Source organism: Hufsiella ginkgonis (genome assembly GCF_009834915.1).
Lineage (GTDB): Bacteria > Bacteroidota > Bacteroidia > Sphingobacteriales > Sphingobacteriaceae > Hufsiella > Hufsiella ginkgonis.
In genome coordinates, this window is sequence record NZ_WVHS01000003.1 from 457,424 (window position 1) to 477,315 (window position 19,892).

Consider the following 19,892-nt stretch of genomic DNA (forward strand, 5'->3'; position numbering starts at 1 on the left):
AAGAAAGTCAAATGTTTTAAGTTGGTGACACCTGGTCGTGGCCCGGGCATAAACTGCAAGATGGCCGGGAATCACGCATCGTCAATTTTCGTTCCGGTATTCTCCGGCGACTTCCGGCCGCCCATAGTATTTATACCGTTCAGCCACTGTTCGGGTGCCTGTAAAATAGTAAGACGTGCATTATAAATTTCATGCCCTTTGCGTACGCGGTAATGTTCATGTACCTGCTCCCCCTGGCCGTAGTAAGCCGCCGCGGCTATAAATCCGGCCATGGAGATGCCGCCGAGAAACCACATTTTTTCTGCCGGGTATTCGTAGCTCATAAAGAAAAGCTGGTCTATGGGATGATCCTTGTGCCGGGCGGTGATCTGAGCCGTATAATCAAGGCGGGGCGGGCCCTTGCGCTTAACGGTTTTGACATCTGTTCTCACGCCGTTTATCGTAAAGTCTGCTTGCCCGGCGGCGTTTTCCAGGTGCCATTGCGCGTCCCGTACGCCGCTGCGCTTAAGCCAGTGATTGAAACAGATCTCCCCAAGGTCGCCCGTCCAGCGAAGGTCGGTATCTTCCTCCTCATAGATATTCCCGTAAAGCAAGTCACGCCGGGCGCGGATCATCTGCGCCTTTTCTACCCACTGCCCGGGAATATTCATCGTAATCAAGTTCATCAGCCTGAAAATAGGAATTATCCCGGAATTACGTGAAGTAAGGAATACAAGAATTTATGAACGGTGACCTTGTCCGGACCAGGATCACCCAATTTGCGGGATTGCGCGGTATGAATACAACTGGTATCTTTGCCGGCTACGACCATATATGAAAAAAATATTACTGGTGATCTGCCTTGCGGCTCTCTTCGCCTCCTGTAAAAAGACCGGCGCTCCTGTAGCCAGTGCGGGCGCTATTACCGGGAGTATAACGCCTCCCGGCGTATTCGCTGTTATTTATGCGACAGACGCTTCGGGAAATAGTTTTTCGGCCGGGGTGTCGCCCGCTACGGGTGCTTTTAAGTTAGATAACCTCCCTGCCGGAAAATACAGGTTGTTTGTACCTGCAAACCCGGCTTTCAATTCAACCATAAATTTAGAGCTGGAAGTTAAGAGCGGGCAGACCGCCGATGCCGGGAATATCAGCTTCGAGCAGGCCATCGCTCCAAGCGGAAGCGTATATGGAACAGTATTGCCGGCAGGTTTTGGAAAGAGCGTTACCGCCACGGTGCTTAACGACGGGAGGGTGTATACCGCTATCCCGAATGCTTCCACAGGATCTTTTACCATCATCCTTCCCAACGGCGAATATGCTATAAACTTCGCTGCCAATGCTCCCGCGGAAGCACCCCAGGATATGAGAGCTACCGTCGAAGGAAAACCGTTAAACCTGGGCAGCGTCATTTGCAAACAGGGATCGTCCGGAAGTATTACCGGGAAAATGAATCCGGTGTCTGTACTGGGATCGGTAAAAGCGACCAGTATCCAAACCGGCGATGTGATATTAGGGACCATAGACCGGGCAAAAGGCAGTTTTGGATTCCCAGTACTGTTCCCGGGCGCTTATAAGATCAGCTTTACCACCTATATCCCTTACCTGCCGCATGCGGATATCGAGGTGGCGGTGACCGCCGGGAAGGAGACCGATATGGGGACCGTTTCGTTCCAGTATGATAACGAAGTGCGCGTCCTTTCGTATAAAATAGATGGGAAAAGTTCATTGCGCTACAACCTGACAGCCAGCTTCGCGGATGGCTTGCTGAAATTTTCTTTGCAGCAGACTTCATTCAGCGGCCCGACCCCGGAAAATATGCTCACTACCACTACGGCATTAACCGTCGCCCTGGAAAACGTCACCGGGCCGGGAAAATATACTTTCAGGGGAACTGCGAATTCGAATCTCACCTTCAGCGAAACTAAACGTCCCTCTTATGGTCTGCAGGGCACTACGAACACCTGGAGCGTGAACGGGGCTACGGCAGGCGGGCAACTGGAAGTGATCTCCATCGATCCTGCGGCGCGCACCATACGGGGGACTTTCTCCGCTACCCTGGCCAGTGATAAACCGGCCACGCTTGCCGACAAGTCGGTTACCGAGGGCGTGTTCTATCTCAGTTATTGATGGGTGATGAATTAGCGGGGGATAGCACCTGGCCGGGAGTGCAAATGTATTGGCTGCTTACAGGTTATCCAGGCGCGTATTCTCCTGGAAGCGAAAGACTGCTTTACTATACTAAACTATACCAAAAAATCCGTGGCCTTTTATAATTCGTTCTGCATATGAAACACGTTCCATTTATGCCCGTCGGGGTCTGCAAAAACAAATCCATAATAGCCTTCGCCAAACTCGGCAGGTCGGCTGAATAACGTTCCACCGGCCAGGCGAACTTCTTCAGCCCAGGCGTTCACTTCGGCCTTGCTGTCTGACCAAAGCGTAAATATTATTTCATTTCCTTTTGATAGGTCTGCTAATTCGCCTTCTATCGCTTTTTTAAGAAGATCGTTCCGGAAAAAGTGTACTACGAAATCGTTATCGCCAACCAGGAAACTGGCGAGTTCTTTTCCATTGTTATGCCCGCCATTGAGTTTGAATCCAAGTGTCGTATAAAATTCCATGGTCCTTTTTACGTCTTTCACTGCCAGGTTGGCCCAGATTTTTTTCGGTCTCATCATGTTGTTTTTGATCTGTTCAAAGGTCGGTTAATCAACGCTGTTAACCGGGGGTTGAATACGACAATTACGGTGCCGTTTGCGACAAGGTGATCTTCGCTTTACATTTTCAATAGCGGTTAACCGGCTCCCAGGCTTTTTTTATAATATTTAACTAATATTTGGAACGTACGTTTTAATACGTACCTTTGGGTTATGCAACAGCCCGATCAATCAGCACAGTATACGCCCACCAAAACAGAATTCGACGTTTTGCAGGTACTTTGGCAATACGGTCCCTCAACTGTCAGGTTTGTTCACGACAAGTTGAATGAGCATAAAGAGGAGGTGGTGTATACTTCTACGCTTAAACTTATGCAGGTAATGAAAGAGAAGGGCATCCTTAATCGCGACGAAAGCAATATGAGGCACTTGTACAGCGCTGTTCCGCAGGAGGAACAGGTAAAACGGACGATGCTGAGCCGGTTTGTAGACAGTATGTATAAAGGCTCGCCCAGCAGCCTGGTGCTGGCATTGCTTGGCGACGATCAAACGTCGGCAGAAGAGCTCCGGAAAATCAAGGGGTTAATCAATACTATGCAGAAACCATGAATGACATGATATTCGGGTTATCCGGGGCATGCTTCGCCATGCTTGTACACTCCGTTTGGATAGGGGGACTGTTGAGCATTGTTTCTGCCGTGTTCCTGGTAGCCGGCAGGCGGTTTAGCCCCACAGCAAGGTATAATGTATTACTTGCTGTGTTTTCCTGTTTTGTTGCCGCTTGCGGATTTATATTTTTCAGGGAATTGGCCGGTTTAACTAAAGGTGAACATTACACGCCGTACATGTCCAATCTTGCAGACCTCTCTTTTGCCGGAGCGCTTTCCGGGTTCCGGGTTTATTCGCCGGCGATCGTAGCCGCCTGGTTCGTTATTTTTATGATCCATGTTGCCCGGTTCGCGGTAGGTATCGCCCATCATCAGTCGCGGGTCCGCTCGGGCACGTTGCAAGCACCTGATTATTGGAAACACAAACTGCAGGCACTGGCCAACACGCTTAAAATAAGTAAAACGGTGGCACTCATGGAATCGACGCTGGTCAGTGCCCCGGTACTTCTCGGCCACCTGAAACCTGTTATCCTGGTGCCGGCCGGGTTGCTCGCCTCGTTGCCGCCTGATCAATTGGAAGCGGTGCTGCTGCATGAGCTGGCTCATATTCGCCGAAACGACTACCTGGTAAACCTGGCTCAGGGCCTTGCCGAGGCCGTGTTTTTCTTTAATCCCGGCTTATTATGGATATCCGGATCAATGCGTGTTGAGCGGGAACATTGCAGTGATGACCTGGCGCTTAAGCATATACCAGACCGAATGACATTCGTAAATGCGCTGGTCAGTTTTAAGGAATATGCCCTTTATCGAAACCGGTTTCCCCTGGCTTTCGCCGGTTCGAAAGATCAGTTATTTCTACGCATTAACCGGATCGTGGGGAATCCCCTTCCGGTAAACGATGCCGGAAGCGTGAAAGCATTGGTATATTCCGGCATGCTGTCCATCCTGGTATTAACAGCGATGATGGGCATGCGTACGCCGGCTCCCGAAAAAGCGCAGGCGGATATTTCGCGTAGCTTAACGCCAATGATAACTGCCGCTTTACCGGTTAACGTGGTAATGAGCCCAGCTGTGGGAAACACTGTTCCGGCCGCGGTAACTGCCGGAATATCACCCGGCCGCAAACCTGTTCTCCCTCATAGCAGTGAGACGACCGATGCCAGCCAGGATCCTTATCCCGGAGATGAACCGGCCGCCAGCGACGATGGAACGGGCGAGGTGGTAGAAAGCGGTACTTCGCCTGGCCCGCAAGCGGAGCAAATGAAGCGATATGCCCGGCGACAACGGGAGCACGAAGCCCTCATGGCGGCGTACCCTGAAAAGATAGCGGAATACCATCGAAAAATAGAAGAATATCACCAGGCGCTTGAACGATACGAGCTCAAGATGAAAGAATACCGTCAAACGATAGAGCAGTATAACAAACGCTTCGCCAGTAAATTACCGGATATAATCGGCGGTACGCCTGATGGGTAATTAACATCCGCAATCAATGCCGCGAAAAGCGGCTCTTCATCATATACAGCTTTTATTTTTTTCCCGGACCCTGCGGGCATGGGAGTGCTATATACGCAAAAATTCACCCTTAATAACTTACCAAATGAACACCACTCATCGTAAAAGCGGTGCGATCTCGCTGGCGATCGTGCTCCTTAACCTGCTAAGCTATGCCCAGCAACTAACAGTGATAAATCAGGACTATACACTGGCGAAAACGGAATCAGTTAAGCAGAATAAGCTGTTGATCATCGATTTTTATACTACCTGGTGCGTTCCGTGTAAAGAGCTCGATGAAGCGGTGTTCAAAGACACCACCGTAAGCAAACAGTTTGCCGGGCAGTTCGTAGTACTGAGATACGATGCGGAAAAGGATAACGTGCACAGGCTCACGCTCAAGCACCATGTATCGTTTTACCCCACTACGGTAGTCCTCAATCCTGCGCAGCGCGTAGTGAACCGGTTAATTGGCTCCAGTGGTACCGGGGAAAAGATGGTCCCGGCCTACCTGGATTTTCTTAGGAAAGCCAGCGCCAATGCCGCCGAAAACAAATTTATTAAAGGCGTGTCGGCGTCAACCGACCTCACATACCCTAGGTTTTATGAAGATTACGTGTTCCGCGTTAATACCAAAGGGGTAGCGGCTAAGGTAACGGATTACTGGAAGAGCAACTCCGACTATCTTTCGGAAGTTCCGTTCGCCATATTGTGCTATTTCCAGGGGGCGACCGACGAAGTGAACAAATTCTTCCTGGAGAATAAAAAGAAATATGCAGACCTCTACGGCGAACTGGATGTGAAGTTCATTCTTACAATGATGATCACTGCGAAGCTATCCGACGCCATTGACGCAAAAGACCGGTCGGCTTTTAATGCCGCGGTGCGGCTTGCTAAGGAGCACCTGGATACCGGGGAAACTAAGCAGTACCTGCTCGGCATGGAAGAACAGATGCTTCAGCAGGAGGGCAGGTGGACGGAAGCATTAAAAAGCTTCAGTTCACGTAAAAACGCGCAGCAGGTAAGCGATTACGAGACTGCCCGGCTTTGTCGCGCCGCATCAGAAAAATGCAGCGAGATAAGTGTGTTGAAACCCTGTGCTGAATGGATGAAAGCCATTGCAGGCAAAACCCCGGAATATGATCACCTTGATACTTATGCCCGCTTGCTTTTTAAAACCGGTGAAAAGAACAAGAGCTACCTCATTATGAAACAAGCGATCGCTGCCGGCAAGCTGGCTAAAGAAGATGTAACGGGGAGCGAAAAGTGGCTGAACCAATTTAATTCAGACCAACGGAACAAATAGTTACACTGGCTTATTTTCCGCATGTTATCTACTATTTTGGTTATTGCTCTACTATTTTTCGCCGAACTATATCGTACGCTTAATCTTGTGCTGAAACGTCAACAATTATTCATTTAATTAAATTAAAAGCACATGAAAAATTTCAGATCTGATCGGGCATTCATGTTACTGTTTGCGCTCATCACCCTAAGTTTTACCACGTCCAGTTTTACCAGCAGGTTCGGGCTGGACAGTTATGAGATCTATCTGGACAACAAGCTGGTATCGAAGCATTACGTGAACCAGCCTTTAAATCTCCGGGTACTGCAGTTAGACAAGGCCAAAGAAAACGGCCAGCTAAAGATCGGCTACACTCATTGTATGAGTAAAGGGAACGGTACCGGCCGGAGCCTCACATTAAAAGATGAGGATGGCCATCTCGTACATACATGGCCGTTTGCCGATACCACCGTTCCCGAGGCGAAGATGGCGATAGCCGTAAAAGACCTGCTGGCGGAAGCAAAGAAAAATACGGGTCATGAGCTTAGCCTTTATTATACCGCCCGGGAAACACCCAAAGGCGAGATGCTTTCCATGATCCGTTTCAAATAACCGGTAATAAGCGATCCCGCTGCCTGTTGTTTGATCAGCAAAAAGACCGTCCCAGCTAATAGGACGGTCTTTTTCAGGTTTAATACCGGGTTTATTTCTTCAGCGTCGGCAGTAACTCGTCCAGCCCTTCCATCGCCATGGTAAGTCCTTCTTTGAAGCCCATTTGAATAGTAGCTTCCAGTTGCGCCAGGTCATCATAAGTAATGTACGACGTTACCAGCGTAACATCTCCCTTATCTTTGAACGTTACTTCCCACGTTGATTTTGGCATAGCCTCGTTCACGTTGCCGTCTGCGTCGGAGAAGGCGTCTGTAACGGTGAATTTTTTTTCCGGCTCGATCGCCTGGTAGGTAGCCATAGCCCAGTGTTCTTCGCCTTCAGGCCCTACCATGGCGTAGATCCAGCTTCCGCCTACGCGAAAATCCATGCCTTTGGTACGGGCTCTCCACGGTTTTGGCGCCCACCACTGGTCGAGGATGGCCGGATTGGTGTAGGATTCCCATACGAGCGGAAGTGCTGCTGCGAATTCACGGGTTACCGTAATGGATTTGTTCTCTTTGTCGACAGAAAAGTCGAATGCTAAGTTGCTGCTCATTTTTGGTTATTTTTAATGGTTAACAGGATTTCATCAAGCTGGTTGAACCGGCTTTGCCAGATCTTCCGGAACTGGTCGAGCCATTTGTCGATATCAGTCATCTTCTCCGCGTTTATTTCGTAATAAATTTCCCGTCCGGATTGTTCTTGCTTTACCAGCCCGCACTCGGTTAACACCCGAAGGTGCTTCGATACCGCCTGGCGGGTAGTGTCAAAATGCTCGGCCAGCGAGTTGGGAGTCATCGCCTGCGATGCGATCAATAAAATAATGGCCCGCCGGGTAGGGTCTGCGATGGCCTGGAAAACATCTCTTCTCATATCCAGTATTATTTTTCGAAACCGATTGGTTGCAAATATATACGCAACTAGTTGGTTTCGCAAATGTTTTTTAAACTATTTGGATTAGGCGGATCAAGCTGGATTTCCGGGGAGTAGATTTGGCTGTCAGCTATCAGCATTTCGCCCGTAAGTATACCTTATAAGATAAGTAATTGACGTTGAGATACTTCTGATTAGTATTCCAGGTTTGACAGTAATCCAAGATGATTGCTGATAGCTAAAAGCTAATAGCTCCCAAACTTTAAGCCTGATCCGATTAACTTCCTGCCGGTGTATGTCTCCCTTTAATAAAAAAAAGCCGCTTAACTTTCGCTAAACGGCTTATGCAAGATATCGCAGGGTGCTTACTCAGCGGCCGCCTGCTCGTTAATGAAGCTTACTGCGGCTTCTGTAAGGGCGACGTCTGTCGCTTTTTCATTGTCCAGGGTTTGCTGCAGGAGTTCTGCAACATCGGTATGACCCATGGTTTGAGCCAGGGTACGTAACGTGCCATACGTGGCGATCTCGTAATGTTCCACTTTCTGTGCGGCCAGGATCAATCCTGCATCGCGTACCATGGTGCCTTTTTCGGTATCTTCCATAATGCCTTTTGCTTCTTCAAGCAAGCCTTCCATGGCATCGCATTTTTTAGCTACGGCCTTTTCGTCCAGGAGGGAAAAAACCTGTTCGAGTGTTTCGATATGCGTTTGTGTTTCCTGGGTATGTTTCTGGAAAGCCGCTGCGAGATCAGGACTGGTAGCCGCTTTCTGCATTTTAGGGAGCGCTTTTACAAGGTGTTTTTCCGCCCAGTAGATGTCCTTTAACTCGTCGACAAAGAACTGGTGAAATTCTGAATCTTCCATTTTTCCTGTTAAGCTTGCCGGTGCCTTGACCGTACTTTTGCTTGTTGTTTTTGTAGCCATGAGATTGATAAGTGTTTGCAAGCAACAATAAGCGATAATGGTGCCATGAACATATTACACAGCAAAACAGGCATATAACGATGCCGACTGTATCCCTGCGCGGGCAATCGGCCATAATGATGTAGGATATAAGATACGCGTAAAAATACCTTGCAGAAGCGGGTTTTACTTGTACTACGCTTCGTCGAGGTAAAAAAAGAAGGTAGAGCCTACGTCTTCTTTGCTTATGACACTGATGGAGCTGTTGTGGTAGTTAAGTATCTCCGAAACCAGGTACAAACCGATGCCGAAACCCGAAACGGTCCTCATTTTCTCATTCTTTACACGATAAAACCGGTCGAACAGGCGCTGTTGATCTGCTTCGCTAACGCCCACGCCCTCATCTATTACGGAAATCTTTACTTTTCCGTCAAGCCGTTCGCAGCGTATGTTAATGTCTCCGCCTTTTGGTGAATATTTTATCGCATTGCTTAGCAGGTTTATCAGTACCTGACCGATCTTATCCCGGTCGGCGTTCACTAACAGGTCGGGGTGATCGTCGTAATGGATCCGGTGCTTGGTAGTGAGGTACCGGGCATCGGTTACGATCTCGTCCAGCAGCTCGCACAAGGCGAAGGATTGTTTGCTCAGATGGATCTTTCCTTCCTCCAACCTGGCGAGGCTCAGGAAATCGGCGATCATCGTCGTCATTTTCTTCGCCTGTACGCCCGCCCGGGTAAGTGCGTTCACCGCGAAGCTGTCGTCTTGTTTCCTGGCCTTGGAAAGCAGTATCTGTACGTAGGAGTTCATCGAGGTGAGGGGTGTTTTCAGCTCGTGGCTTACCATGGCGATGAAATCGTTCTTGCGCACTTCTTCGAGTTTCTTTTCCGAAATATCACGGGCGATTTTGGAAACCCCAATGATGTTGCCCTGCGGGTCGGTCACCGGCGAAATGGTCAGCGAGATATCGATCTCACGACCGTCCCGGGTGATGCGTTTAGTTTCAAAATGTTCTACGCGTTCTCCCCGCTTCAGGCGGCCAATGATACGGGGTTCTTCTTCGTGCCGGTCTGTCGGGATCAGTTTCAGGATCGACTGGCCGATCATCTCCTGTTCGGTATACCCGAATATGCGTTCAGCCGAATGGTTCCAACTGGTAATAATGCCTTCGAGTGTTTTGCTGATGATGGCATCATCGGAGGTATGTATGATAGCGGCAAGTTTGGCGCTCTTCTCTTCAGCTGCTTTAATTTCGCTGATATCCAGGGCGATGATCAGGCCTGCATACACTTCATTCACCTCGTTTTTAAGAGGTACCATATGCACCATAAAAATTTCGCCGGTGGCTGATTTTCGTTCTACCGAAAATTGCTCGCCCGACAGCACCCGGTCATATAAATATTTCGATGCTTCGTAACGTTCCGGAGGACTTACCTCGCTGGGATGTTTACCTACGTAATCGTTGCCGTCATACCCCAGCTTTTTCATCAGGTCGCCTTCAATGGCCACGAACCGGTGGTTTTTGTCGATCACGATCACCATCGATCCCGGGATGTTTACCGCGATCGATTTAAAAAGCTTCTCGCTTCGGGAGAGGTCTTCCTGCGTTTCTATCAGTTCCTCGTTAATAGCGGTGAGCTCTTCGTTCACCGCCGCCAGTTCCTCGTTGCTGGCGGCCAGCTCTTCGTTCACTTCCTGCTGGTCCCGGTGGCTTTTCTCGAGTGTTTTGCGGGCCATCACCTGTTCCGTTACATCAATGGTGGCTGCTATTATGCCGAGGGTATTGCCTGCGGCATCTTTATAAGGCTCGTAAACCAAGTTCTGGTATACCATTTCATATTTCCCGTTCCTCAGAAGGGATACGGGCTGCTCGCTCGCTTTAAAAGCGACGGCCGTTTGGTATACATTGCCCAGCAGTTGCTCCAGGCCCTGACCTCTCGCATCGGGCAGTCCCTCAAAAATGGGCTTCTTCATTACCTGGTGCGCCGGTTTGCCCCAAAGAGCGATCATCAGGTCATTGGCTACCTCCACCACATGGTCCGGTCCGAGCATGATGCACATGGCTACGGGCGCCTGGAGGATCATGTTTTGGAGGTTCTTTTCGCTTTGCTCTACCTGTTGTTTGGCCAGCACGACGTCGGTCACGTCGGCGGCGGTGTTCATCACCGCGTAAATAATCCCTTCGTTATCCCGCAGCGCGGTAAAGCTGTAATTAAAATAAAAGGTCTTCAGCGTTCCCCCTATTACCAGGTCCACACGCTGGTTACGGGCGTGAAAGGGGATCCCGGTAGTAAAAACACCATCCAATTGTTCGAAAATGCCGGAGCCTTTTAGTTCAGGCAGTATCTCGGTGTACCGTTTACCTATCACCTCGTTTCCCTTGCCCCATACATCCATGATCGCCTGGTTGGCCAGCTCGATCCGCAGTTCCCTGCCGGTATATACACCAATGGGGAAGGGCGCATTTTCTACAATGCCGCGTGTTTTATGTTCACTGGCCGTTAAGGCAGCCGTGCGCATGGCCACCAGGTTTTCCAGCTGGCCGTTTAATACCGCGAGGCTCTCCCGGGCGCGGTTCAATTCTTCGTTCGTGACCGTAAGCTCTTCATTTGCTGCCGCCAGTTCCTCATTTGTGGTGGCGAGCTCTTCATTTAGCGCTTGTTCTTTTTCCAGCGCCTGTTTAAATTGCTCTTCTACGGAGTTTACTGGTTTGTATTGATCCATTTTACAATAATAAATAAAGAATTGATTGATGGTAAAGGGCGGCTTTACAAAACACCTCACGATATTTGATATTGCTAATAATGTTAGTAATATTGCATTATGGAACAACTGGCCATATTTGGCGAATCCGGTCAAAGTACCGGTTTACCGACCGATGTGCTTGATTACCGCGCACAGCTGTTCGATGAACGACAAAGCGAAACGTACCTGCAAACATTCATCCGCACCATTCCATGGGAGCAGCGGGTAGTGAGCATGTACGGCAAACCGGTGATCACTCCCCGGTTAACGGCGTGGTTTGGCGATACAGGCAGGGATTACGCATTTTCGGGAAACCGGTTCAGGCCATTGCCGTGGACCAAGGAGCTGCTGGAAATTAAGCAGCGCATCGAGCCGCTTGCAGGGGCGTTATTTAATTCCGTATTGCTCAATTACTACCGTGATGGAAACGATTCCGTAGCCTGGCACAGTGATAACGAGACCGAGCTGGGTAAACAGCCGTTAATCGCTTCCGTAAGCTTCGGGCAGGTACGCCGGTTCGACATTCGCCATAAACGGGATCATGCAAGGAAATATGCGGTCAGGCTGGAGAACGGCTCCCTGCTGTTGATGAAAGGCGATCTGCAGCATCATTGGGAGCACCGCATCGCCAAGTCGGTCGTCCCGATGAAGGCGCGGGTGAATCTCACGTTCCGCATCATTAACCGTTAATCCCGGTTGCTTTTTACTTTTAAGTGCCTCCCGGGTTGGCTATTCCATCCGTTTAGCGCGTGTTTCCGTTGCCCTCTGCGGCACCGGCACCCGTTTAATACCTCCGCAAAATATTCCCGCGTTGTGATTTTTTAGCAATTTCAGTTACTAATAGGAGGTAGTAACAAAATGGATCAGAAAAGCAGGTTTGTAAGCATCATTAAAGCGCACGAAGGAATTATCCTGAAAGTGGTAAGCTTTTATACCAACGACCGCGACGATCGCGCAGACCTGTACCAGGAAACCGTGTACCAGTTATGGAAGTCTATGGACTCTTTTAAAGGAGCGTCGAAACCGGGCACATGGATCTACCGCGTCGCGCTTAATACGGCGATCTGTCACTTGAAAAAGAGTAAGCGCGGTATCCGGACCATACCGCTTGACCCGGAGGTGCTGGAACTGCCGGATAGCGACGACACCGCCGCCCAGGAACGCATCAAAACGCTGTATGCGCAGATCCAGCAGCTTAACTTACTCGAAAAAGGCATCGTACTGCTTTACCTCGAGGGCAGGAGCTACGAGGAGATCGCTGCTATTGTGGGACTTACCGTTACCAACGTGGCTACAAAGCTTTCCCGCGTAAGGGAAAAACTAAAATCGCAAATTAACAAAACCGCCTGATCATGGAATTAGAAGAAATGAAAGCTGCCTGGGAGGACCTCGGCAGGAAAGTAGAAAAACAAGATAAACTCACCCATCAAATGATTGAAAAAATGACTGAACAACGATACCGCTCACGCCTCGATGGCATCGCCTTACCTGAAAAGATCGCTACTGTGTTTTGTTTTGTATTCGCGGCGGCGCTAATCTTGAATTTTTACCGCATTCACCAGCCGCTCATGCAAGTATTTGGCGCACTGTCTGTCGCTTACCTCGTGGTATTGCCGCTCATTTCGCTTTCGATGCTGCGCGATTTGAAAAAGATCAGCCTTTCAGACATCAGTTATGCGGAAGCGATCCGCCGGCAGGCGCAAAAGCGGATCCGTTTCCAGAAGTTCCAGGTGATAAACCTGGTCGCGAGTTTCGCGTTTATGCTGGTGTTTTTCCCGGTATTAATAGACATGATGGGCAAGAGCGTCGCCCATGAGCCCTATTTCTGGATGCTGGTCGTTCCCTTTGGTATCGCCATTTTCCTGGGCGCTTCCTTTTGGGTGTTAAGGTGTTACAACCGCACCCTGTCGGCCGCAGAAAGCCTGCTGGCTGAAATTGATCAATAGACAGGTAGTATTTCTATCGCCTTCCGGCGGAGTTGAATCCCGCCCGGAACCGCTATACCCTTAAAGTACGGTAAGCAACCGTTTAGCAAGCCTTGAACTACAATAGGGTGTCATAAAAGCTCAGCCTGTTTTTTAGTACGCGCATTTCCTCCCGCATTTGCTCCATTCGTTCAAGCAGTTGTTCGAGTGCCCCGATGCCGGCCGCGTTAATGCCCAGGTCGCGGTGCAGGCGGGTCATCCGTTCGAGGGATGGCAGCTGGTGGTGGGGGATAACAGCGGGGCCGTTCTCCGCGACCAGCTCGAGTAAGCCAAGTTCCTGCAGGGAGCTGATAAATTCGGGATCTATTTCGTGCGCGGTACAAAAAACGCGGACCTGTATGAAATTTCCTGTTTTCATGAGATAGCTATTAAGATTCGGCGAGTTGTTTAAAGAGTTCCTTTTGACGGTCGGTCAGGTTTACGGGGATCTGTACCTGGTAGGTGATGTACAGGTCGCCATGCTGCCCTTCTTTTTTGTAGACCGGGAAGCCCTTGCCCTTAAGTTTAATACGGGTGCCGTTTTGGGTTTCGGGGGCTACTTTTACCTTCACTTTCCCGGTGAGTGTTTCGGCAGTCGCCTCACCGCCAAGCACCGCGGTAAAGAGGCTGAGGTTCATGGTGGCGTGCAGGTCGTTGCCGTGGCGTTTAAAGCGCGGATCGTCTTTGATCACGAAAGTGATCAGGAGGTCGCCGGCCGGGCCTCCGTTCACCCCTTGTGCCCCATGCCCGGCAATCTTGATGATTTGCCCGTTTTCTACGCCGGCGGGGATGGTGATGCGGATGTTTTTCCCATTTACGGTGATTGTTTGTTTATGGGTTTCCGCAGCGTCCCTAAGTTCCAGGCGGAGTTCCGCATGGTAATCCTGTCCGCGGAACTTCGCGCTGCGGCTGCCGCCGCCACCGCCAAACATCGAGCTGAAGAAGTCGGAGAAATCGTTGTCACCGCCCAGGTCGTCGAAGTTGTATCCGCCTGTAGCCCCGTTTCCGCGCCCGCCGCCATAGCCACGCCCGCCCTGTTGTTTGCCCGCCTGCCCGTAGGCGTCGGCGTGCTGCCAGTTTTCGCCATACTGGTCGTATTTCTTTCGCTTTTCGGGATCGCTGAGCACCTCGTTGGCTTCGTTGATCTCCTGGAAGCGTTTGTTGGCCTCTTTGTCGTCGGGGTTCAGATCCGGGTGGTACTTGCGGGCAAGCTTGCGGTATGCGCTCTTAATGTCTTTTTCGGTGGCGCTCTTTTCGAGGCCGAGCGCTTTATAATAGTCTATATAGGCCATGTTAATCCGTTTGGAAGCCGGGAAGGAGCATCGTTCCCAGGTATAAAACCCGGCGGATGTTTCTTTTGTTTCGTTAGGATACCAGGCTACATTTTCAAAAAGTTTTTTTGTTATCCTCTCCATTATTATTTTAGCATCCTGTTTTTCGGGGTGTAGCGCAGCCCGGTAGCGCGCTTCGTTCGGGACGAAGAGGTCGTAGGTTCGAATCCTGCTACCCCGACTTAAAGAGGTTCACCGGAACCCGGAAAGGGTTGCTCTGAAAAGAGCAACCCTTTTTCTTTTGGTATCAATGAGTTATAGCAGAAGGGTTGATCGATGAAGGTGTTCTAAGTGCACTTTTATTAAAGATGGGATTCGTTTGAACACCTCCTAATAATTGTTTGTACCTGGTGTTCGATCATATCCTAGCAATATTTATTAAGCCCCGATAAGCACGTCCCGGCTGAGTTTTACGCAAAAAAATAGCGTGGGACATCAGCTACACCCGTTTTCGAAGCTCATCCGGTTTCGAAAATAAATCAAATAGCTGTCGCTATTAATATTTTACGGGGATAAAGATAGGGAATCAGGAGAAGAGGGAGAAAGTGAAGGGGGAAATGAAAGGATGGTTGTCACCTCATGGTGTCGCGATCAGATCAGTACCTTATTTTACTATTAATGCAACTAATTCAGGTCAAGGTATTTAATCGAAAAAATAACATCCGTGCTATTGTGTATTTGAATATCGTCTTTTATCTTTGCAGTCCCTTTCGGGGGGTTAAAATTATATGCCAACAAAAAAGCAGTTACACTTTGTTTGGTCTTCCCAGTATAAGCTGTTTGGAGGATCAGGCCAGCCGAAGCAGCATTATGAGGATGCCTTGGTTGAGCACGGGCTTACAACGCAAATGCACGTAGATAGTCCTGTGGTACCTGCTCCACTTGCACGGAAGTTTGCTGGGAAAAAAATCGGCGAAATCGTGTGGGATGGTGAGGATTTGCATATAGTTCCCAAAAAGTGAGCGTTTTTCAGCGGTTGTTCTTAACGGTTGAGGGTGAGTATGATGCTTACCCCAACTATCGCAGCGCGAAAATCCATCTTACCACCGGCGATCCTGCTACTGAAAGCTATAAGAATCTTTTTATTACTAGCCCACTTTTCTGTCCTCACAAGGATGGGGTAAGTGAGAAGCCTCTAATGGAAGAAGGGACGAAGGTCATTTTTATGATGGTTCCTTCTGTCTTTCCGACATTAAATGAGCTAATTACGAGGTTTACGCTTTCCAACGAATTATGGTTTAGTATCGGGTTAGCTAATCTTGTTCTATTTGACAACAGTAAGGATGGGAGCGTAACCCAAGCAATAGTAAGCGTCCTTTTGGATAAGGAGAATATTACTGCATATGAAGTTTGGGAGATTGATAAAGGGAGAATAAGTTTAGTTAACCCGCCAATCGTTAAGAACTTTAGTGCGGACAAAGATGTTTATCACTGTGGTTTAGCAATTTCGGAGAAAGTTCCGCTACACATAAAATTCGCTTGTTCGGAATATATTATATCTGTCGACAAATTCCTGACAGCTTCAAAGAAGTTTACCCCACACTATTTTTCTTTGCATGAAAAAACCGTACTTGCTGCAAACGACCTAGTCACAGATCTTGCATTTCTCTATCAGGACGAATTGCAATCACCCAGTGATGCGCTGCTTTCGAGTTTGGACGCGGAAACCAAAGAGTTGGCAGTGCAGAAACTTCATGATCCATCCTTGCGCATCGGCGTTGATGAATTAATTAATGATTGGCATGGTAAGCTGATACAATTCAATTCTTCCATGTCTTACATTTATAGTCAGACATATTCTGGCACATTTCCGATTTTCGACCATATAGGATTAGTAAGACGGCATTCACTATTGGGCATAGGGTCGGGTGTCGGAGCGTTATATGAGCTTTTATCTCAGCTTGAAAACGTGTTCTTCAGGCTACCGTTTGATGAACTTACGACAACTTTGTACTTTAAAACAAATTGTCCGCCGGAGTACAGTAATTTAATTATTGACCCTTCTCTTTTTGAAGCACGTGTTTGGTATGACGATGTTGTGAAAAACACTGTGGTAGGCACCGAGGTCAGCCATCTGAGTGTGAGCTTCCCTGAAGATTTTTTTCATAGGTTATCTTTTTTTAGCGGTCGTTTAGGTTTTAGAGAGTATGAACTCAGCGCTACAGCTGCTATTCAGGTGTTGGTAGAGTCTCATAGATTACCGTGGCATATCATAAATTATACACACGAGGTCATTCACAACCATGTGAGAATGATTCTCAACCAGATGTTTGTGGATTTGAAATCCTGGCGTCCTGAGGAAGAAAGTAAATACCTAAAGCACTTTACTGATATAATAGAAGAAATCCTCGACGCAGACGCTCAGAAGCGGCCTATTACTTATTTCGAATTTTTTATAGCAACTATTATTAAGTTTGTGATAAATGCAGAGGTATTTGGGTCGCTTATAGCGCCCTCTGATTCGCTTAAAATAGTTGAATGCCAAGGAAGTGCAGAACGGAAGACGGATTATATGATGCCAGATTCGCTTCATTTACAAAACAAGCTTCTTTGGTATTACAAAGATGTAACAGAGATTTTCGTTCATGTCATCGACTTTTGCTATATCTATAAAAAGCAAGAAGAAGTATATATGATGTCAATATGGGCTTCCTGGTCGACTATCCCAGCCGTCGTAAACGATATCAAGCAATATATTTTGAGATCGTTGGTGATAATCGGCTTGCAGATAGAAGGCAGTCTTCAGAAGCGTTATACATTGGTGGTCGAGCAATTCCGTAGTATCTTAATGAAGCTTAAATCCAGGGACAATAACTTCATGTACAATCGGATATTTTCGTTGTTAAATCAAAAGGAACACTATAAAGATTTACAATATCGTTTTTATAACTGCATGATCGTTGGTGATTTGGCTTATCACTTTTTTGTAGGTAAATTAGAGACGTTATTGGATAATAATGATAAGAACACTTTGCCAGTGGGAAATGAGGATGAATTCGGGGTCCCGGCGTTATACTATATTCAGCGAAATTCATTCGAGGGGGAAAGTATAAAAAGTAAGGTAAGATTTCTGCTGGACCAGCTTATCAAGGAAGCGTACTATGAGCACAATGTTGCCCGAAGTGATGATTTAATAGAAAAGACGTCAGCGTGGTTGCTGTTGTCCTTAAGTTCATTTAAATAAATGGTTCAATCGCAAATTGCCTCGTCGCACTTTTATTATGTAGCATTGATCGATTCTGCACAGATTTCGACTTCCGTGGCTTTTACACGCCTTATTCAAGAAAAGAATGAGGTGGAGACTGTCGATGGGAATGGAAATCTTTTGCATGTTCAAGTTAAACTTTCTCGACTACTTGGAAGTGAAAGTCTATTATCGAAATTTAACAAAGTAAGCCAAAACGATGAACCTGATAGTTTTTGGTATGACATGTATATTGGTCATATAAAAGCGCGTAGGGGGCCTCTAGTTTTCGTTTGTTACCCATACATTACGTTAAGCACATATATCGATAGGGATATTATTGGCGCAAATGCAGTACGTCGATATATAAAACCTGAAGTTGAATCGGTACTGAATCACTTAAAATACAATCCCAATGATCGTTATAACGGACTTAAAGTGGAGATCAGCAAGTATTCTGCTGCAGTAAAGGATGACACAGCGAATAAAATAAATATTCTCGGAAATAGTCCGTTGAAATCGCGCGTATACAATTTGTTAAGTAGCGACAATCAGATAAGTATTGAACCTCTGTCGCTTAAACTGAATTGTGAGCTTCCGGAAGAAAACAGGGTGCTAGAATTATCTTTTGATAAATTGGGAAATCTCCGATTCTGGCTTAAACGAAACAGGACTGCGGACATTGGTGATATATTAGCGCGAGCTGTCACCTTTTTCGAAGAGAGTAATTCGCTGTATGAAAGTTCTTTTATAAATAAGAAAAGCCTTCTCGAAGATGAATCCTAATTTTGGTTTCGATTTAGAACTGTATACACCGGAGGGTTCTGATGTCTCAGGCTTGCTTGCGCAGTTTCTTAATGATGGCCACTTAGCTTTATTGCTTGGCGGGGGAGTATCGGTCGATCTTAAGTTCCCAGGTTGGTCGAAGTTATTATTTTTGATTTGTGATAAGCATCTCAAAGGGCGTATGGAGATCGGAAAAACTTATTCCGGGCATGAGCTAAAAGATATTGCGCAAGACGTTAAAAACGAGATAACAAAGCAAGGATTGGATTATCTGGCGGAGGTAAAAGAAGCGCTTTATGATGGAGTGACCTTCGATTTCGAGTTCGCTAAAAAAGATCTTTTGATAGCGTTGTCAGCATTAATTACGGGTCGACATCGTGGAAATGTGAGAAATATAATTACTTATAACTTCGACAGTGCGCTCGAATGGTATCTGGAATTGATGGGACTTAAAGTGGATACCTTCGTAAAAAGGCAATTCATGACCAAGAACGCGGATGTCGTTATTGCGCATATTCATGGTTACCTCCCTCACGATTCGAAGTTTGGTAAAAACTCAAAGGAAATTACTTTTTCCAACGAAGAATTCCAAGATCGCATGCTAGGAAAGGATTATTGGAAGGAATATTTTTTCGAGTATTTTAGAAGGCATACTTTTCTCGCAGTGGGCCTGTCTGCCGACTCTCTATATAATGATGTTTGCCCTTATTTGAGAGTCATGAATAAGTGGTACAAGGATGAAGGGGTCACTAGAAGTTTGCCATATGGAATTGCCTTTTTGACGCCTGGTCCGGAGACCGATAGGAGAATTCCGGCTCTTTTAGAAGCTGGTATTATTCCCAGAATTTACAAGCCTAGCGAAATTCCTCAGGCTATTTTTTCGATATTACAAAGTGCTCTAACTTTGGCAAAGAAGCCTACTATCTGAAGTGATAACTGTAATTTCATAGGGATAAATCATACGAGGAGTAAAGAGCTGCCCTTTTTGATCTCCTTCGCCACCCTGGCGGCGCCCCGTCTCTTTCTCCTGCCTACCCCAACTATTACCCTTCTACTTTGACTTCTTCTATAGAAGATACCATCATTGAATTTACTTCCATGAACTGCTTAAAATCTGTCTTATTCCAAGATCAAGGGCGCAAATTCGAAAATTGAGGGGAGTCATGATCTTCAACAAATATACCGTACCATAACCGCTCGGGTAAAAGAGGATGGCGGACAGCTAAGTCTTGCTGATTTCAAAGAGGCAACGGCAAACCTGCAAGCTTATATTGAGGAAATCACCCAGCGTGCCGGGTACGGCAATATGGATTTTACAAGATACCTGATCAACAATAAGTATATAAATCATTTTACGTCGAGGTAAAAGGAAATGTTGAGGTTGATCTGGAAAACCTGGTAGTTCGGCTTGAAGATATCCATTGGCGGCTTGA

Annotated in this window: 19 protein-coding genes and 1 tRNA gene; 12 read left to right on the forward strand and 8 right to left on the reverse strand. The window is 47.4% G+C overall.

The genetic code is table 11. The features are described 5' to 3' along the window. Positions 1-71: 71 nt before the first annotated feature. Positions 72-665 carry a hypothetical protein gene (locus tag GS398_RS14300; protein ID WP_202406073.1) on the reverse strand — a complete coding sequence of 198 codons (594 nt, stop codon included), beginning with the start codon at positions 663-665 and terminating at the stop codon, positions 72-74. A 148-nt stretch (positions 666-813) separates the two neighbouring features. Here GS398_RS14300 and GS398_RS14305 point away from each other — a divergent pair, with 148 nt between their 5' ends. Next, positions 814-2,106 (forward strand): hypothetical protein, encoded by a 1,293-nt coding sequence (locus GS398_RS14305; RefSeq protein ID WP_160907476.1) that lies wholly within the window; start codon positions 814-816, stop codon positions 2,104-2,106. A gap of 140 nt (positions 2,107-2,246) precedes the next feature. Here the strand turns inward: GS398_RS14305 and GS398_RS14310 are convergent, their stop codons facing one another. Then, positions 2,247-2,657, reverse strand: coding sequence for a VOC family protein (locus GS398_RS14310; protein ID WP_237488198.1), 411 nt, complete (start codon positions 2,655-2,657; stop codon positions 2,247-2,249). Positions 2,658-2,849: 192 nt separating this feature from the next. On the opposite strand from GS398_RS14310, the gene GS398_RS14315 reads away from it, so the two are divergent. The 4 genes from GS398_RS14315 (at position 2,850) to GS398_RS14330 (ending at position 6,635) form a co-directional block, all read left to right on the forward strand. Continuing rightward, positions 2,850-3,245: a BlaI/MecI/CopY family transcriptional regulator gene (locus GS398_RS14315; protein WP_160907477.1), complete on the forward strand. Its 396-nt coding sequence runs from the start codon at positions 2,850-2,852 to the stop codon at positions 3,243-3,245. Between the two features lie 38 nt (positions 3,246-3,283). Beyond that, positions 3,284-4,720, forward strand: coding sequence for a M56 family metallopeptidase (locus GS398_RS14320; RefSeq protein ID WP_237488222.1), 1,437 nt, complete (start codon positions 3,284-3,286; stop codon positions 4,718-4,720). Between the two features lie 124 nt (positions 4,721-4,844). Continuing rightward, the gene (locus GS398_RS14325; RefSeq protein WP_160907479.1) at positions 4,845-6,044 is read left to right on the forward strand and encodes a thioredoxin family protein; all 1,200 of its coding nucleotides are present in this window, start codon (positions 4,845-4,847) and stop codon (positions 6,042-6,044) included. 132 nt (positions 6,045-6,176) lie between these two features. Further along, positions 6,177-6,635, forward strand: coding sequence for a hypothetical protein (locus GS398_RS14330; protein ID WP_160907480.1), 459 nt, complete (start codon positions 6,177-6,179; stop codon positions 6,633-6,635). Positions 6,636-6,726: 91 nt separating this feature from the next. Here the strand turns inward: GS398_RS14330 and GS398_RS14335 are convergent, their stop codons facing one another. From GS398_RS14335 to GS398_RS14350, 4 genes are all read right to left on the reverse strand, one after another. Further along, positions 6,727-7,230, reverse strand: a complete 504-nt coding sequence (locus GS398_RS14335) for an SRPBCC family protein (RefSeq protein ID WP_160907481.1) — start codon at positions 7,228-7,230, stop codon at positions 6,727-6,729. After that, a complete protein-coding gene (locus GS398_RS14340) occupies positions 7,227-7,547 on the reverse strand; it encodes an ArsR/SmtB family transcription factor (RefSeq protein ID WP_160907482.1) in 321 nt (106 codons plus the stop codon). The genes GS398_RS14335 and GS398_RS14340 overlap by 4 nt, the downstream gene beginning before the upstream one ends. 365 nt (positions 7,548-7,912) lie before the next feature. Then, positions 7,913-8,470, reverse strand: coding sequence for a YciE/YciF ferroxidase family protein (locus GS398_RS14345; RefSeq protein ID WP_160907483.1), 558 nt, complete (start codon positions 8,468-8,470; stop codon positions 7,913-7,915). Between the two features lie 174 nt (positions 8,471-8,644). Next, positions 8,645-11,173: a PAS domain S-box protein gene (locus GS398_RS14350; protein ID WP_160907484.1), complete on the reverse strand. Its 2,529-nt coding sequence runs from the start codon at positions 11,171-11,173 to the stop codon at positions 8,645-8,647. 99 nt (positions 11,174-11,272) lie between these two features. Between GS398_RS14350 and GS398_RS14355 the strand changes: the two genes are divergently transcribed. The 3 genes from GS398_RS14355 to GS398_RS14365 all read left to right on the forward strand — a co-directional run bounded on the left by GS398_RS14355 (position 11,273) and on the right by GS398_RS14365 (position 13,140). Then, complete coding sequence (locus GS398_RS14355; RefSeq protein ID WP_160907485.1) at positions 11,273-11,884, forward strand: alpha-ketoglutarate-dependent dioxygenase AlkB family protein; 612 nt, start codon at positions 11,273-11,275, stop codon at positions 11,882-11,884. Positions 11,885-12,052: 168 nt separating this feature from the next. Continuing rightward, entirely contained in the window at positions 12,053-12,544 is a 492-nt protein-coding gene (locus GS398_RS14360; protein WP_160907486.1) for an RNA polymerase sigma factor, read from the forward strand. Between the two features lie 2 nt (positions 12,545-12,546). Further along, positions 12,547-13,140 (forward strand): hypothetical protein, encoded by a 594-nt coding sequence (locus GS398_RS14365; RefSeq protein ID WP_160907487.1) that lies wholly within the window; start codon positions 12,547-12,549, stop codon positions 13,138-13,140. Positions 13,141-13,237: 97 nt separating this feature from the next. Here GS398_RS14365 and GS398_RS14370 read toward each other — a convergent pair whose 3' ends face one another. After that, positions 13,238-13,537 carry a chaperone modulator CbpM gene (locus tag GS398_RS14370; RefSeq protein ID WP_160907488.1) on the reverse strand — a complete coding sequence of 100 codons (300 nt, stop codon included), beginning with the start codon at positions 13,535-13,537 and terminating at the stop codon, positions 13,238-13,240. Positions 13,538-13,547: 10 nt separating this feature from the next. Continuing rightward, positions 13,548-14,450, reverse strand: coding sequence for a DnaJ C-terminal domain-containing protein (locus GS398_RS14375; RefSeq protein WP_160907879.1), 903 nt, complete (start codon positions 14,448-14,450; stop codon positions 13,548-13,550). A gap of 146 nt (positions 14,451-14,596) precedes the next feature. On the opposite strand from GS398_RS14375, the gene GS398_RS14380 reads away from it, so the two are divergent. The 4 genes from GS398_RS14380 (at position 14,597) to GS398_RS14395 (ending at position 19,387) form a co-directional block, all read left to right on the forward strand. Further along, positions 14,597-14,670: transfer RNA gene (locus GS398_RS14380), tRNA-Pro, on the forward strand. A gap of 777 nt (positions 14,671-15,447) precedes the next feature. Next, positions 15,448-17,673 (forward strand): hypothetical protein, encoded by a 2,226-nt coding sequence (locus GS398_RS14385; protein ID WP_160907489.1) that lies wholly within the window; start codon positions 15,448-15,450, stop codon positions 17,671-17,673. Positions 17,674-17,718: 45 nt separating this feature from the next. Then, positions 17,719-18,459 carry a hypothetical protein gene (locus GS398_RS14390; RefSeq protein ID WP_160907490.1) on the forward strand — a complete coding sequence of 247 codons (741 nt, stop codon included), beginning with the start codon at positions 17,719-17,721 and terminating at the stop codon, positions 18,457-18,459. Then, a complete protein-coding gene (locus tag GS398_RS14395) occupies positions 18,449-19,387 on the forward strand; it encodes an SIR2 family protein (protein WP_160907491.1) in 939 nt (312 codons plus the stop codon). Before GS398_RS14390 ends, GS398_RS14395 begins: the two co-directional genes overlap by 11 nt. The last annotated feature ends 505 nt before the right edge of the window (positions 19,388-19,892 follow it).

Excerpts from the sequence above, each read along its gene's own strand:
- GS398_RS14355 (WP_160907485.1), top strand. The coding sequence starts at position 11,273 with ATGGAACAACTGGCCATATTTGGCGAATCCGGTCAAAGTACCGGTTTA.
- GS398_RS14310 (WP_237488198.1), bottom strand. The coding sequence starts at position 2,657 with ATGATGAGACCGAAAAAAATCTGGGCCAACCTGGCAGTGAAAGACGTA.
- GS398_RS14300 (WP_202406073.1), bottom strand. The coding sequence starts at position 665 with ATGAACTTGATTACGATGAATATTCCCGGGCAGTGGGTAGAAAAGGCG.
- GS398_RS14375 (WP_160907879.1), bottom strand. The coding sequence starts at position 14,450 with ATGGCCTATATAGACTATTATAAAGCGCTCGGCCTCGAAAAGAGCGCC.
- GS398_RS14370 (WP_160907488.1), bottom strand. The coding sequence starts at position 13,537 with ATGAAAACAGGAAATTTCATACAGGTCCGCGTTTTTTGTACCGCGCAC.
- GS398_RS14320 (WP_237488222.1), top strand. The coding sequence starts at position 3,284 with ATGCTTGTACACTCCGTTTGGATAGGGGGACTGTTGAGCATTGTTTCT.
- GS398_RS14315 (WP_160907477.1), top strand. The coding sequence starts at position 2,850 with ATGCAACAGCCCGATCAATCAGCACAGTATACGCCCACCAAAACAGAA.
- GS398_RS14335 (WP_160907481.1), bottom strand. The coding sequence starts at position 7,230 with ATGAGCAGCAACTTAGCATTCGACTTTTCTGTCGACAAAGAGAACAAA.
- GS398_RS14330 (WP_160907480.1), top strand. The coding sequence starts at position 6,177 with ATGAAAAATTTCAGATCTGATCGGGCATTCATGTTACTGTTTGCGCTC.
- GS398_RS14350 (WP_160907484.1), bottom strand. The coding sequence starts at position 11,173 with ATGGATCAATACAAACCAGTAAACTCCGTAGAAGAGCAATTTAAACAG.
- GS398_RS14395 (WP_160907491.1), top strand. The coding sequence starts at position 18,449 with ATGAATCCTAATTTTGGTTTCGATTTAGAACTGTATACACCGGAGGGT.
- GS398_RS14340 (WP_160907482.1), bottom strand. The coding sequence starts at position 7,547 with ATGAGAAGAGATGTTTTCCAGGCCATCGCAGACCCTACCCGGCGGGCC.
- GS398_RS14365 (WP_160907487.1), top strand. The coding sequence starts at position 12,547 with ATGGAATTAGAAGAAATGAAAGCTGCCTGGGAGGACCTCGGCAGGAAA.
- GS398_RS14345 (WP_160907483.1), bottom strand. The coding sequence starts at position 8,470 with ATGGCTACAAAAACAACAAGCAAAAGTACGGTCAAGGCACCGGCAAGC.
- GS398_RS14325 (WP_160907479.1), top strand. The coding sequence starts at position 4,845 with ATGAACACCACTCATCGTAAAAGCGGTGCGATCTCGCTGGCGATCGTG.
- GS398_RS14360 (WP_160907486.1), top strand. The coding sequence starts at position 12,053 with ATGGATCAGAAAAGCAGGTTTGTAAGCATCATTAAAGCGCACGAAGGA.
- GS398_RS14305 (WP_160907476.1), top strand. The coding sequence starts at position 814 with ATGAAAAAAATATTACTGGTGATCTGCCTTGCGGCTCTCTTCGCCTCC.